This window comes from Streptomyces sp. NPDC033845, from assembly GCF_055576225.1.
Window position 1 is genome coordinate 40,364 of sequence record NZ_JBVIRI010000004.1, and the last position, 12,897, is coordinate 53,260.

Below are 12,897 nucleotides of genomic sequence, written 5' to 3' on the forward strand. Positions count from 1 at the left end.
CGCTACGGGGGGTGCTACGGGGTGCGGATCAGGCGCCGGGCCCCGGCCGCGGCCACGGCCGAGGTGCGGGAGTCCACGCCGAGCTTGGCGTAGATGTGCACCAGATGGGACTTCACGGTGGCCTGGCTCAGGAACAGCCGCTTGGAGACCTGCTGGTTCGACAGCCCGTCCGCGACCAGCTGGAGCACCTCCAGCTCCCGTTTGGTGAGCGCCTCGGCGGGTGTCCGCATCCGGTCCATCAGTCGCAGCGCCACCGCGGGCGCCAGCGCCGACTGCCCCGCCGCCGCGGTCCGCACGGCCGCCGCGAGCTCCTCCGGCGGGGCGTCCTTCAGGAGGTAGCCGGAGGCGCCCGCCTCCACCGCCGCCAGGATGTCGGCGTCCGTGTCGTACGTGGTCAGCACCAGCACCCGGGGGCCGTCCGGCCGGGCGGTGATCGCGGCGGTGGCCTGGGAACCGTGCATCCCCGCCCCGAACTGGAGGTCCATCAGGACCACGTCCACCGGCTCCGAGGCGGCGAGCTCCACGGCCCGCTCGGCGGTGGCCGCCTCGGCGACCACGGTGAACCCGGGTTCGGTGTCCAGGACGGCCCGCAGGCCCGCCCGGACCACCGGGTGGTCGTCCGCCAGCAGCAGCCGGATGGTCATGTCAGGCCTCCACGGGGAGCGGCAGCGGCAGGGTGACGGCCACGGCGGTGCCCTGGCCGGGGGCGGACTCCACGGTGAAGACCCCGCCCAGGGATTCGGCGCGGGACCGCATCGCGGGCAGCCCGAACCCGCCGTCCCCGGCGGCCGGCGCCGAGCCGGGGTCAAAACCGCGGCCGTCGTCCACCACGTCCAGGGTCACCGAGGCGTCCATGAAGGTCAGGGTGATCTCGGCCCGCCGGGCCCCGGCGTGCCGGACCACGTTGGCCAGCGCCGACTGGGCGATCCGCAGCAGGGCCACCTCGTACGGGGTCGGCAGCGCGGCCGGCGGCACCGGCCCGCTCATCGAGAACCGGACCCGGGGCCCCGGCGCCGACCCGCACAGCCGTTCCAAGGCGGCGGCCAGCGAGCCGTGCTCCAGGTCCGGCGGGGTCAGCGCCCGGACGAACCGGCGGGCCTCCGCCAGGTTCTCCTGGGCGGCCTCCCGGGCCCGCCCGATGTGCTCCGCCGCCGGGGCCCCGGCCGGCAGGGTCCGCTCGGCCGCCCGCAGCAGCAGCTGGATGGAGGACAGGCCCTGGGCGAGGGTGTCGTGGATCTCCCGGGCCAGCCGCTCCCGCTCCGCGAGGATGCCCGCGCTCCGCTCGGCCGCGGCCAGCTCCGCCCGGGTGGTGATCAGTTCCTCGATCAGCTCCCGCCGGTGCTCGCTCTCCCGGTACAGCGCCTGGTAGCCCAGGACGGTCGCCACCGCCACCGCCCCGCCCAGCAGCGGCCCCAGGAAGGCCCCCGGGGTGACGGCCCCGCTGTGCGCCAGGAAGCCGCCGATGGCCGCGCAGGCGGTCACCGCGACCATCGGCACGCCCCAGCGCAGCGGCAGCAGGTGCAGGTGCAGGAAGTACAGCGGGAAGGCGATCCACAGCCCTTCCGGGGACACCGCCAGCAGCGCCGCCCAGGCCGCGCCCAGGGCGGCCAGCCAGAGCGCGCCCGCCCGGGGCGAGCGGTGCACGGCCGGGGTCCGCACCCCGGCCGCGTACACCCCGGCCATCAGCAGACAGGCGGGCAGCACCAGCGCCGGACGGGCGCCGGGCTCGGTCAGGGAGCGGGCCGAGGCCAGCGCGAGCAGCCCGAGCAGCAGGGCGTGCAGGCAGAGCCGGAGCACCCGGGAGACGGGGGTGAGGGGGCGGGAGCGGAGAAGAGCCATGACCCGACCAGCGTAGAGCGGCCGGGGGGCCGCCCGGTCAACCGAAAGTTGGATGTCCCGGTGCACCCTTCGACACCAGGATCGGTACGGCGGCGCGATGCCGGCCGCGCGGGTGGGGGAGCAGGGTGGGGATCATGTTCGTCGCATGGAGAGACCTCAGGTTCGCCAAGGGCCGGTTCGCCCTGATGGGTGCCGTCGTCGTGTTGATCACCCTGCTGGTGGGCCTGCTGTCGGGGCTCACCGCGGGGCTGGCCCGGGAGAACGTCTCGGCGGTCACCGGGCTGCCCGCCGACCGCCTCGCGTTCGCCGCGCCCGCCGGGGACCAGGAGGTCTCCTTCACCGACTCGCAGGTGTCCGAGCCGGCCTGGCTGGGCTGGCGGGAGCGGCCCGGGGTGCGGTCCGCGGAGCCCGTCGGGATCCGTACCACCAGCGCGGCCGCCGGGGACCGCACCGCCTCGGTGTCCGTGTTCGGCGTGGAGTCCGGCGGCCCGCTGGCCCCCTCCGGCCTCACCCAGGGGCAGCTGGTGCTGACCGCGAAGGCGGCCGCGGAACTGGGCGGGCTGCGGGCCGGCGGCAAGGTGCGGATCGGCCCGCTGGAGCTGACCGTGGCCGCCGTCGCCGGGACCGCCTCCCACAGCCACACCCCGGTGGTCTGGGCGGACCTCAACGACTGGCAGCGGATCGGCAACCCGGGCACCTCCATCGAGACCCTGGCCACCGTCATCGCCCTGACCGGGGACTCCGGCACCGACTGGGCGGCCGGGGACCGGGCGGCCGGCACCGAGAGCCGGAGCGTGCCGGACGCCCTGGGGGCCATCGGCTCCTACCAGGCCGAGAACGGCTCGCTGCAGCTGATGCGCGGCTTCCTCTTCGCCATCTCGGCGCTGGTCATCGGGGCGTTCTTCACCGTCTGGACCATCCAGCGCAGCGGGGACGTCGCCGTCCTCAAGGCGCTCGGCGCCTCCACCCCCTACCTGCTCCGGGACGCCCTCGGGCAGGCGGTGGTGGTGCTCCTGGCCGGCACCGGGCTGGGCAGCCTGCTGGCGGCCGGCCTCGGCGCGCTGATCAGCGGCGGCGACGTGCCCTTCGTGCTGGACGCGGCCACCGTGCTGCTGCCCGCCGGGGTGATGGTCCTGCTCGGTGCGGCCGGTGCGGCCCTGTCCATCCGGCGGATCACCGCCGTCGACCCGCTGACCGCCCTGGGGAGCGCCCGATGACCCTGCTCGTGCACGAGGCCACCCTCAGCTACCCGGACGGGGACGGCCGGCTGACCGCACTGGACCGGGTGGACCTGGAGGTCCCGGCCGGGACCCTCACCGCGGTGGTCGGCCCCTCCGGGTCCGGCAAGTCCAGTCTGCTGGCGGTGGCCGCGACCCTGGTCACCCCGGACTCGGGCCGGGTGGAGATCGCCGGCCGGGACACCTCGGCGATGTCGGCGGCCGAGAAGTCGGCCCTGCGCCGGAGCTCGGTCGGGATCGTCTTCCAGCAGCCGAACCTGCTGGGTTCGCTGACCGCCGCCGAGCAGCTCCAGGTGATGGCCCACCTGTCCGGCCGGCCCTCCCGGCAGCTGCGCCGCCGGGCCCTGGAGCTGCTGGACGCGGTCGGTCTGGCGGACAAGGCGGACCGGCGGCCGCACCAGCTCTCCGGGGGCCAGCGGCAGCGGGTGAACATCGCCCGGGCGCTGATGAACGAGCCCGCGGTGCTGCTGGTGGACGAGCCGACGAGCGCGCTGGACCACGAGCGCGGGGCGGCCGTGCTGGACCTGCTGGTGGCCCTGACCCGGGAGCGGTCCACGGCCACCGTGCTGGTCACCCACGACCGGTCCCATCTGCGGGTGGCGGACCGGACGGTGGCCATGGCGGACGGCCGGCTCGGCGACTCCGTCCCGGCCTGACCGGACCGACCGGTCACCCGAAGGCCCCGCCCGACCGGACACCCGAAGGCCCCGGCCGCTCCCTGCACAGGGAGCGGCCGGGGCCTTCGCGCGCGCTGCGGCCGGCTACGCCGGGTTCTGGTTGGCCAGGGCCACCGACAGCTCGGCGGCGACGCCCTGGAGGATCGGCACGAAGGACTCGGCCACGGCCTCGGTGACCCGGCCGGCCGGGCCCGAGATGGAGATCGCGGCGGCGGTCGGCGAGTTCGGCACCGACACGGCCAGGCAGCGGACTCCTATCTCCTGCTCGTTGTCGTCCACCGCGTAGCCGGCCTTGCGGACCTGTTCCAGGGCCTCCAGGAAGCCGTCCGGAGTGGTGATGGTCTTCTCGGTCGCGGCCGGCATCCCGGTGCGGGCCAGCAGGGCGCGGACCTCCTCGGCGGGGGTGTGCGCGAGCAGCGCCTTGCCCACCCCGGTGGAGTGCGGCAGGACCCGCCGGCCGACCTCGGTGAACATCCGCATCGAGTGCTTGGAGGGCACCTGGGCGACGTACACGATCTCGTCACCGTCGAGCAGGGCCATGTTCGCCGTCTCGCCGGTCTCCTCGACCAGCCTGGCCAGGTAGGGGCGGGCCCAGGTGCCGAGCAGCCGGGAGGCGGATTCGCCCAGCCGGATCAGCCGGGGGCCCAGCGAGTACCGCCGGTTCGGCTGCTGCCGTACGTAGCCGCAGGCGACGAGGGTGCGCATGAGGCGGTGGATGGTGGGCAGGGGAAGTCCACTGGCGGCGGAGAGTTCGCTCAGGCCGACTTCGCCCCCGGCGTCGGCCATCCGTTCGAGCAGATCGAAGGCGCGCTCAAGGGACTGGACGCCACCGCTGGCGGCGGTGGGCTTCGAGGAAGCGTCGGTGGTGCTGGCGCTGGACGTCGGCACGGCGCGGTCCTTTCGGTGCTGGCAGGCAAGGAAGCAGCCTACCCGGCGGTGGCCGTCGGCCCTAGTGCCGGGGGAGCGCCGTCTCCGCCGGTCAGAGGTGGTTTGTCCTGGTGGTGGAGGGCCTTCGGGGGGTGCCTGCCCGGCTCCCGGTGGTGGTAGCTACGTTCTGTAGAGCGAAATCTTAATTCCATTCTGTGGAAACCTCCAATTGCGGCCCGGGTGGCTGGGCGGTCCGTCCGGCCGCTCTTGACGGGCCGTGGATCGACGTGAAGACTCCGTCAACAGAACGTTGAATTTCGCTCTGTGGAAGTAGATGGGGAGGTTCCGGGTGTCCGACGTGGCAGTGGAACTGGTACTGCGCTCGACGCGCGTCATCACCCCCGAGGGGACGCGCGCCGCTTCGGTGGCCGTGGCCGCCGGGAAGATCGCGGCCGTACTGCCGTACGAGGCCGAGGTGCCCGACGGCGCCCGCCTGGAGGACTTCGGCGACGACGTGCTGCTCCCCGGCCTGGTCGACACCCACGTCCACGTGAACGACCCCGGCCGCACCGAGTGGGAGGGCTTCTGGACGGCCACCCGCGCCGCCGCGGCCGGCGGGATCACCACCATCCTCGACATGCCCCTGAACTCGCTGCCGCCCACCACCACGGCCGCCAACCTGGTGGTCAAGCAGGACGTGGCCCGCGCCAAGGCGCACGTGGACGTCGGCTTCTGGGGCGGCGCGCTGCCCGACAACGTCAAGGACCTGCGCCCGCTGCACGACGCCGGGGTCTTCGGCTTCAAGTGCTTCCTGTCGCCCTCCGGCGTGGACGAGTTCCCCGAGCTCGACCAGGAGCAGCTGGCCGCCTCCCTCGCCGAGATCACCGGCTTCGGCGGTCTGATGATCGTGCACGCCGAGGACCCGCACCACCTGGACTCGGCCCCGGTCGTCCCCGGCCCCAAGTACACCGACTTCCTGGCCTCCCGCCCCCGGGACGCCGAGAACACCGCGATCGAGAACCTGATCGCCCAGGCCAAGCGGCTGAACGCCCGGGTGCACGTGCTGCACCTGTCCTCCTCCGACGCGCTGCCGCTGATCGCCGCCGCCAAGGCCGAGGGCGTCCGCATCACCGTGGAGTCCTGCCCGCACTACCTCACCCTCACCGCCGAGGAAGTGCCGGACGGGGCCAGCGAGTTCAAGTGCTGCCCGCCGATCCGCGAGGCCGCCAACCAGGATCTGCTCTGGGACGCGCTGGCCGACGGGACGATCGACTGCATCGTCTCCGACCACTCGCCGTCCACCGCGGACCTGAAGACCCCCGACTTCTCCACCGCCTGGGGCGGCATCTCCTCCCTCCAGCTGGGCCTGCCGGCCATCTGGACCGAGGCGCGCTCCCGCGGCCGCTCCCTGGAGGACGTGGTCCGCTGGATGTCCGAGGCCCCGGCGAGGCTCGCGGGCCTCGCGCAGAAGGGCGCCATCGAGGCCGGCCGCGACGCCGACTTCGCCGTCCTCGCCCCTGAAGAAACGTTCACTGTGGTTCCGGCCGAACTCCACCACCGCAACCAGGTCACGGCGTACGCGGGCAAGACCCTGCACGGCGTCGTGAAGTCCACCTGGCTGCGCGGGCGGCAGATCGCCGACCACGGCACCCCGTCCGAGCCCACCGGCCGACTCCTCGAAAGGCAGAACTGACCGTGGCGATTGAATCCTTCACCGGCAACGCGAACCCGTACGGAGGCGGCGACCCGTACGCGGACTACCGCACCGCGGAATTCCCGTTCACCCAGTACGCGAACCTCGCCGCCCGTGAGCTCGGCGCCGGTGTCATCGAGGCCAACGACGAGTTCTTCGCCCAGCGCGAGAACCTGCTGATCTCCGAGGCCGCGCACTTCGACCCCGAGGACTTCGGGCACAAGGGCAAGGTCATGGACGGCTGGGAGACCCGCCGCCGCCGCGGCGTCTCCGCCACCCAGCCCTGGCCCACCCCCGAGGACCACGACTGGGCGCTGGTCCGCCTGGGCGCCCCCGGCGTGATCCGCGGCATCGTCGTGGACACCGCCCACTTCCGCGGCAACATGCCGCAGGCCGTCTCCGTCGAGGCCACCAACTGGCAGGGCGCCCTCGCGCCCACCCCGGAGGAGCTCCAGGGCGCCGACGTGAAGTGGACGACGATCGTCCCGCGCACCCCGGTCGGCGGCCACGCGGCCAACGGCTTCGAGGTCACCGTCGAGCAGCGCTTCACCCACCTGCGCGTCAACCAGCACCCCGACGGCGGCATCGCCCGCCTGCGCGTCTACGGCGAGGTCCTGCCGGACCCCAAGTGGCTCGACGCCCTCGGCTCCTTCGACGTGGTGGCCCTGGAGAACGGCGGCGCCGTCCAGGACGCGTCCAACCGCTTCTACTCCCCGCCGACCAACACCATCAACCCGGGCCGGTCCCGCAAGATGGACGACGGCTGGGAGACCGCCCGCCGCCGCGACAACGGCAACGACTGGATCCGCTACCAGCTCGTCGCCGAGTCCGAGATCCGCGCCGTCGAGATCGACACCGCCTACCTCAAGGGCAACTCGGCAGGCTGGGCCTCCCTGTCGGTGAAGACCGGCGAGGACGGCGAATGGCAGGAGTTCCTGCCGCGCACCCGGCTGCAGCCCGACACCAACCACCGGTTCGTCCTGGACGCCCCGGCCGTCGGCAGCCACGTCCGCATCGACATCTTCCCGGACGGCGGCTTCTCCCGCCTCCGTCTCTACGGCTCCCTGACGGAGAACGGCGCGGCCGCGCTGACCGCCCGTCACCAGGAGCTGGGCGGCTGACACCGCCGGCGGAACGACCGGGGGCCGACACCCCCGGGCCCCCGCGGGCGGAGCGACACCCGCCCGCGGGTCCGCGCGCCGCGCCGGAAGACAGCGCCGGCCGGCCGCACACCACACCGAAGGGGCGTACCCGGGCGATCGGCCCCGGTACGCCCCTTCGGCGCGCCCGCGGTGCGGCCCGGCCCGTACGGGCTCCCCGCCGGGTCGGGCCGCACGGCGCGTCCCGGCCGGGCCGTACGGCCGGGGTCGGGACGGGTCAGGCCGCGTGGCCGCCGTCCACCGCGAACTCCGCCCCGGTGACGAATCCGGACCCGGCCGCCGCCAGGTACGCCACCGTCCCGGCCACCTCCTGCGGGGTGCCGAACCGCCCCACCGCCGTCAGCGCGGTCTGGAACCCGGCGGTCGGGCCGTCCGCCGGGTTCATGTCGGTGTCCACCGGGCCCGGCAGGACCAGGTTGGCGGTGATGCCGCGGCCGCCCAGCTCCCGGGCCAGCGCCCGGTTCAGCCCGGACAGCGCCGCCTTGCTCATCGTGTAGAGGGTGCCGCCCGGCCCGGGCACCCGGGCGGCCATGCAGCTGCCCACGGTGATGATCCGGCCGCCCTCCCGCATCCGTCCGGCGGCGGCCTGGGAGGAGAGGAACACCCCGCGCACGTTCACCGCGAGGACCCGGTCCACCTCGGCCAGGGTGAGCTCCTCCAGCGGGCCCAGCACCCCGATGCCCGCGTTGTTGACCAGCACGTCCAGCCGTCCGAAGGTGTCCGCCGTCCAGTCCACCGCGGCCGCCGGGTCCCCGGGGGTGCCGGCGTCGGCGCGGACCGCCCGGGCCTTGCGGCCCAGCCCCTCGATCCGGCCGACCACCTCGGCGGCGGCCGCCTCCTCCCGGGCGTAGGTGATCACCACGTCGCAGCCCTCCCGGGCGAGCCGCAGGGCGATGGCGGCGCCGATGCCGCGGCTGCCGCCGGTGACCAGGGCGACCCGGGCCGGTTCCGTCTCCCGACCGGTGATGGTTTCCATGAGCACTCCAAACTCGTTCCGTCTTCAACGAGTTCTAGGGAACCGGGCCGCCCGCCTCGGCGCTGGCGGGAATGCGACCTCGCGTTTCCGCCGGGTCCGGGGCCCCGCCCGGACCGCGGGCCAGCGCCGACTCCAGGTCGTCCAGCGCCCGGCGGGCCGCCGCCAGCCGGGACCGCAGCTCGGCCGGGGTGGGGTCGGCCGGCGGCGGGCCCGGCCGCTTGAGGGCCTCGCGCTCCGCCCGCTCCTGCTCCCGGGCCTCCTCCAGGGAGCCCAGCACCACCCCGATCAACACGTTGACCAGCACGAACGAGGCCAGCAGCACATAGGAGGTGTAGTAGACCAGGGTCAGCCGGGACAGCTCCAGACCGCCCCGGACCGCATCCCCGAACCCGTCCAGGGTGGTCAGCAGGAGCAGGGTCAGCGCGGCCCGCCCCACCGAGCCGAACCGCTCCGGATCCGCATCCGCGAAGCACATCCAGCCGACCATCGCGTACACGTAGACGACCAGCGCGCCCACCAGCAGGAAGCTCAGCGTCCCGGGCAGCGCCCGGGCCACCGCGACCAGGTAGACCCGCAGCTGCGGCAGGAACCGGGCCGTGCGCAGCACCCGGCTCAGCCGCAGCAGCCGCAGCAGGGTGGTGTTCTCGCGGACCACCGGGAGGACCGCGGCCACCAGGACGAGCAGGTCGAAGAGGTTCCACGGGTCCTGGAGGAAAGCTTTCGGCCGGTCGGCGTGGGCCGCGGCCCGTACCGCCAGCTCCACCGTGAACAGCACCAGGAAGGTCTTCTCGGCCGCGGCCAGCACGTCCGGGTGGGCGGTGGTGACCCCGCTGTAGGTCTCCACCCCCAGCAGCGCGGCGTTGCAGAGGATCAGCAGCAGGACGGCCAGCCCGAAGGCGGGGGAGTCCACCAGGGCCCGGCAGCGGACGGCCAGGCGGACCCGTGGCGGAGCGGAGGCGGCGATGACGGTCAAGGGCGGTCCCGGAGGCTCGGAGGCGCGGACGGCCACGGGGATCCGGGCAGGGCTCGCCCGCCGGAACATGGCCGGCGGTGATCGTGTCAGCACGGCTGGTTCCCGAACGGCGGGAAATCATCCGAAGGAAGGGCATAACCCGGGTTTCTCACGCCTACGGGTGAGCCCAGGTGCGCCCGCGCGTGTGCCGGGCGCACGCCGGTGCGAAGCCCGCGTACGAGCCCGGCCGAGGCCGACGGCCTAGGAGGAGCCGGCCGTCGCGTCGCGTTCGGCGGCGCCGTGCAGCGACTTGGTCAGCATGCTGCCGACCACGATCAGGGCCACGCCCAGCCACCACAGGTTCCCGTCGAAGACCAGCACCGCGATCCCGATCGGCACCAGCAGCCCGGCCAGCGGCACCAGGAACCCGGCCAGCGGGGGCGGCTCCGGCCCCGGCAGGCCCTGCTCGCGCAGCGCCCGGGCCCGGGCGACCTCCGGGTACCAGACGGTGAACTTCAGCGCCGCCACGATGGCCAGGATCTGGATGATCCAGCCGGTCCAGATGTTGTTGGGGTTCCGCAGCACCAGGTCGCCGTAGGCGCCCGCGATCGCCGCCACGAGGAACGCCAGGCCCCACACACCGGTGATGGTGTAGTTGGTGCGGAGGAAGGCGGGGGTGTGCCAGATGGCGGGGTCCGTCTGCTCGCGGGCGTACTGGATGGTGAAGGGCTGCCGGATCAGCATCGAGCCGAAGGCGATCAGGGTCAGCGCGATGTTGGAGACCTCCCCGGCGTAGGTCTCCAGCCAGCGGTGGGTGCCGGGGCCGGCCAGCGCCCCGACCACCGCCATCGCCGCGAAGAACACCAGGTCGGAGAGTTCCAGCAGCTTCCAGGAGGAGCCCCGGCGGACCAGCCGGCCGGCGGCCACCAGCACCACCGTGACCAGCAGGGCCAGGAGCACCGCGAGCTCGAACCGTCCGGGCCCGACCAGCAGGGAGAACACGATCCACGGCGACATGCCGATGACGGGGCTCTCCAGCAGCCCGCTCAGTCCGCTCCGCGCCGTTTCCGGTACGTCGGCGTTCATGTCCCCAGCTTGCCGCCACCGACCGCCCGGCGCGCGCCCAGGTATTCCCTCGACCGGCAAGATCGGCTCGGGTAGCGTGACCACGCCCGCGTGCGAGCCGCCGAAGTCTGCACCCGCCCGAAGCCGTTGGAGAATCCGGTGTCCACCCTCGCCGCGCCCGTCCTCGCCCCTCGCCGCACCTGGGCGGCGGACCTGCCCGTCCTGCTCGTCGCCGTGGTCTGGGGCGGCAGCTATCTCGCCGCCAAGGGCATCACCACCACCCACACCGTGATCGCCGTCCTGGTGCTGCGGTTCGCCCTGGTGCTGCCCTTCCTGGTGGCCGCCGGATGGACCCGGCTGCGCGCCCTGAACCGCGCCCAGCTGCGGGGGGCGGGCCTGCTGGGCCTGGTGCTCGGCGGGATCTTCCTGCTGGAGACCTACGGGGTGGTGCACACCTCCGCCACCAACGCCGGGCTGATCATCAGCCTGACGATGATCTTCACCCCGCTCGCCGAGGCGGCGGTCCGCCGCACCCGGCCCTCCGGGGCCTTCCTCGCGGCCGCCGGACTCTCGGTGGCCGGGGTGGTGCTCCTCACCCAGGGCGCCGGGTTCAGCGCCCCCGGCCTCGGCGACCTGCTGATCCTCGGCGCGGCCTGCGCCCGGACCCTGCACGTGCTGCTGATGGCCCGGATCAAGGCGGTCCAGGACGCCGACGCGCTGTCCCTGACCACCGTGCAGCTCGGCGCCTCCGTGCTGGTGTTCGCCCTGCTCGCCGCGGTGCCCGGGACCGGCGCCACCCCCTGGGCGGCGGCCGCGGACTTCGGGCCCGCCGAATGGGCCGGACTGGCCTTCCTCGCCGTGTTCTGCACCCTCTTCGCCTTCTTCGTGCAGATGTGGGCGGTCCGCCGGACCTCCCCCTCCCGGGTCAGCCTGCTGCTGGGCACCGAACCGCTGTGGGCCGCCGCCGCCGGCATCGCCCTGGGCGGCGAGCGGCTCGGGGCCGCCGGCTTCGCCGGGGCCGCCCTGGTGCTGGCCGGCACCGCCTGGGGCCGCCGCGCCGCCACCGGCTGAGCGGGGCACCGGCGGCCCCGGGCCCGCAGGGCCCGGCACGGACCGCCCGTGACACGCGCGCCCGTGACACGCCTCCGACCATGGCCGGAAAACGCGGGGGCACAGCGCGACGGCCGCCATAGTGTGGGCCGATGCCCCTTGTGGACCTCACCTCGGACACCCCGGAGTTCGACGCCGAAGAGTTCAACGCCGACCCCTACCCGCTCTACGCGAGACTCCGTAAGACCGGACCCGTGCACCGGGTGCTCGTCGCCGGACAGGAGACCTGGCTGGTCGTCGGCCACGAGGAGGCCCGGCTGGCCCTGAACCACCCGCTGCTGTCCAAGCGCCTGGTGCACTCCCCGACCTGGGAGGGCCGGATCAACGCCGTGGACGCCAACATGCTGCTGTCGGACCCGCCGCACCACACCCGGCTCCGCCGGCTGGTGTCCAGGGAGTTCACCGCACGCCGGATCGAGGCGCTGACCCCCCGCATCCAGCGGATCACCGACGGACTGCTGGACGCCATGGAACGGTCCCCGGACCGGTCCGCCGACCTGGTCCGGGCCCTGGCCGTACCGCTGCCCATGACGGTGATCTGCGAACTGCTGGGCGTCCCCGACCTGGACCGGGACCGGTTCCGGGGCTGGTCCCAGATCATCGTGGCCCCGCCGGACGGGCCCCGGTCCGCCGACGGGGCCATGGCCGCCGTGGCCGGCTACCTCACCGAACTGGTCGCCGCCAAGGCGAAGGACCCCGGCGAGGACCTGTTCAGCGCCCTGATCCGCACCCGGGACGAGGAGGGCGACCGGCTCACCCCCGACGAGCTCATCGGGATGGCCTTCCTGCTGCTGATCGCGGGACACGAGACCACCGTCAACCTGATCGGCAACGGGGTCCGGGCCCTGCTCGCCCACCCGGACCAGCTGGCCGCCCTGCGCGCCGACCCCGACGGGCTGATCGACGGCGCGGTGGAGGAGATGCTCCGCTACGACGGGCCGGTGGAGAACGCCACCCTGCGCTGGGCCCTGGAGGAGGTGGAGGTCGGCGGCACCCCGCTGCCCGCCGGGGCCCAGGTGATGGTCTCGCTGGCCGGCGCGGACCGCGATCCGGCCCGGTTCGCCGCACCCGACCGGTTCGACATCCGCCGCCCCCCGCAGGCCCATCTGGCCTTCGGCCACGGCATCCACTTCTGCCTGGGCGCCCCGCTGGCCCGGGCCGAGGGCCGGATCGCGGTCCGCTCCCTGCTGGCACGGTTCCCGGAGCTTGCCGAGGACCCGGCGGCCGGCCCGCGCCACTGGCTGCCCGGCACCCTGGTCCGCGGGGTCACCCGGCTGCCCGTCCGCTGGTGAACCGGACGGTACCGCCGCGAGGCCCCCG

12 protein-coding genes are annotated in these 12,897 nt (G+C 74.2%); 6 read left to right on the forward strand and 6 right to left on the reverse strand.

Annotation, left to right across the window (positions count from 1 at the left end; translation table 11 throughout):
- Positions 1-14: 14 nt before the first annotated feature.
- Together ACZ50K_RS10000 and ACZ50K_RS10005 are read right to left on the reverse strand one after the other, a co-directional pair.
- Complete coding sequence (locus tag ACZ50K_RS10000; RefSeq protein ID WP_468900013.1) at positions 15-644, reverse strand: response regulator; 630 nt, start codon at positions 642-644, stop codon at positions 15-17.
- Between the two features lies 1 nt (position 645).
- Positions 646-1,839 carry a sensor histidine kinase gene (locus tag ACZ50K_RS10005; RefSeq protein ID WP_468900016.1) on the reverse strand — a complete coding sequence of 398 codons (1,194 nt, stop codon included), beginning with the start codon at positions 1,837-1,839 and terminating at the stop codon, positions 646-648.
- A gap of 134 nt (positions 1,840-1,973) precedes the next feature.
- On the opposite strand from ACZ50K_RS10005, the gene ACZ50K_RS10010 reads away from it, so the two are divergent.
- Both ACZ50K_RS10010 and ACZ50K_RS10015 read left to right on the forward strand, forming a co-directional pair.
- Entirely contained in the window at positions 1,974-3,056 is a 1,083-nt protein-coding gene (locus tag ACZ50K_RS10010) for an ABC transporter permease (protein ID WP_468900019.1), read from the forward strand.
- Complete coding sequence (locus tag ACZ50K_RS10015) at positions 3,053-3,733, forward strand: ABC transporter ATP-binding protein (protein ID WP_468900022.1); 681 nt, start codon at positions 3,053-3,055, stop codon at positions 3,731-3,733. The genes ACZ50K_RS10010 and ACZ50K_RS10015 overlap by 4 nt, the downstream gene beginning before the upstream one ends.
- A gap of 105 nt (positions 3,734-3,838) precedes the next feature.
- Here ACZ50K_RS10015 and ACZ50K_RS10020 read toward each other — a convergent pair whose 3' ends face one another.
- On the reverse strand, positions 3,839-4,642 hold the full coding sequence (locus tag ACZ50K_RS10020) for an IclR family transcriptional regulator (RefSeq protein WP_468900024.1): 804 nt from the start codon (positions 4,640-4,642) through the stop codon (positions 3,839-3,841).
- A gap of 313 nt (positions 4,643-4,955) precedes the next feature.
- Here ACZ50K_RS10020 and allB point away from each other — a divergent pair, with 313 nt between their 5' ends.
- Both allB and alc read left to right on the forward strand, forming a co-directional pair.
- Positions 4,956-6,314, forward strand: coding sequence for an allantoinase AllB (allB, locus tag ACZ50K_RS10025; RefSeq protein WP_468900026.1), 1,359 nt, complete (start codon positions 4,956-4,958; stop codon positions 6,312-6,314).
- 2 nt (positions 6,315-6,316) lie between these two features.
- Positions 6,317-7,435 carry an allantoicase gene (gene alc, locus ACZ50K_RS10030; protein ID WP_468900027.1) on the forward strand — a complete coding sequence of 373 codons (1,119 nt, stop codon included), beginning with the start codon at positions 6,317-6,319 and terminating at the stop codon, positions 7,433-7,435.
- Between the two features lie 256 nt (positions 7,436-7,691).
- Here the strand turns inward: alc and ACZ50K_RS10035 are convergent, their stop codons facing one another.
- The 3 genes from ACZ50K_RS10035 to ACZ50K_RS10045 all read right to left on the reverse strand — a co-directional run bounded on the left by ACZ50K_RS10035 (position 7,692) and on the right by ACZ50K_RS10045 (position 10,488).
- On the reverse strand, positions 7,692-8,450 hold the full coding sequence (locus ACZ50K_RS10035; RefSeq protein ID WP_468900029.1) for an SDR family NAD(P)-dependent oxidoreductase: 759 nt from the start codon (positions 8,448-8,450) through the stop codon (positions 7,692-7,694).
- 34 nt (positions 8,451-8,484) lie between these two features.
- The gene (locus ACZ50K_RS10040; protein WP_468900032.1) at positions 8,485-9,423 is read right to left on the reverse strand and encodes an ion transporter; all 939 of its coding nucleotides are present in this window, start codon (positions 9,421-9,423) and stop codon (positions 8,485-8,487) included.
- A gap of 240 nt (positions 9,424-9,663) precedes the next feature.
- On the reverse strand, positions 9,664-10,488 hold the full coding sequence (locus tag ACZ50K_RS10045) for a hypothetical protein (protein ID WP_468900034.1): 825 nt from the start codon (positions 10,486-10,488) through the stop codon (positions 9,664-9,666).
- 138 nt (positions 10,489-10,626) lie between these two features.
- Here ACZ50K_RS10045 and ACZ50K_RS10050 point away from each other — a divergent pair, with 138 nt between their 5' ends.
- Entirely contained in the window at positions 10,627-11,538 is a 912-nt protein-coding gene (locus ACZ50K_RS10050) for a DMT family transporter (RefSeq protein ID WP_468901137.1), read from the forward strand.
- 131 nt (positions 11,539-11,669) lie between these two features.
- The gene (locus ACZ50K_RS10055) at positions 11,670-12,869 is read left to right on the forward strand and encodes a cytochrome P450 family protein (protein WP_468900036.1); all 1,200 of its coding nucleotides are present in this window, start codon (positions 11,670-11,672) and stop codon (positions 12,867-12,869) included.
- Positions 12,870-12,897 lie beyond the last annotated feature (28 nt).

Bases quoted from the DNA above. Each gene is read 5' to 3' on its own strand.
- ACZ50K_RS10005 (WP_468900016.1), bottom strand. From the start codon at position 1,839: ATGGCTCTTCTCCGCTCCCGCCCCCTCACCCCCGTCTCCCGGGTGCTC.
- ACZ50K_RS10015 (WP_468900022.1), top strand. From the start codon at position 3,053: ATGACCCTGCTCGTGCACGAGGCCACCCTCAGCTACCCGGACGGGGAC.
- allB (WP_468900026.1), top strand. From the start codon at position 4,956: ATGGGGAGGTTCCGGGTGTCCGACGTGGCAGTGGAACTGGTACTGCGC.
- ACZ50K_RS10035 (WP_468900029.1), bottom strand. From the start codon at position 8,450: ATGGAAACCATCACCGGTCGGGAGACGGAACCGGCCCGGGTCGCCCTG.
- ACZ50K_RS10045 (WP_468900034.1), bottom strand. From the start codon at position 10,488: ATGAACGCCGACGTACCGGAAACGGCGCGGAGCGGACTGAGCGGGCTG.
- ACZ50K_RS10000 (WP_468900013.1), bottom strand. From the start codon at position 644: ATGACCATCCGGCTGCTGCTGGCGGACGACCACCCGGTGGTCCGGGCG.
- ACZ50K_RS10055 (WP_468900036.1), top strand. From the start codon at position 11,670: ATGCCCCTTGTGGACCTCACCTCGGACACCCCGGAGTTCGACGCCGAA.
- ACZ50K_RS10010 (WP_468900019.1), top strand. From the start codon at position 1,974: ATGTTCGTCGCATGGAGAGACCTCAGGTTCGCCAAGGGCCGGTTCGCC.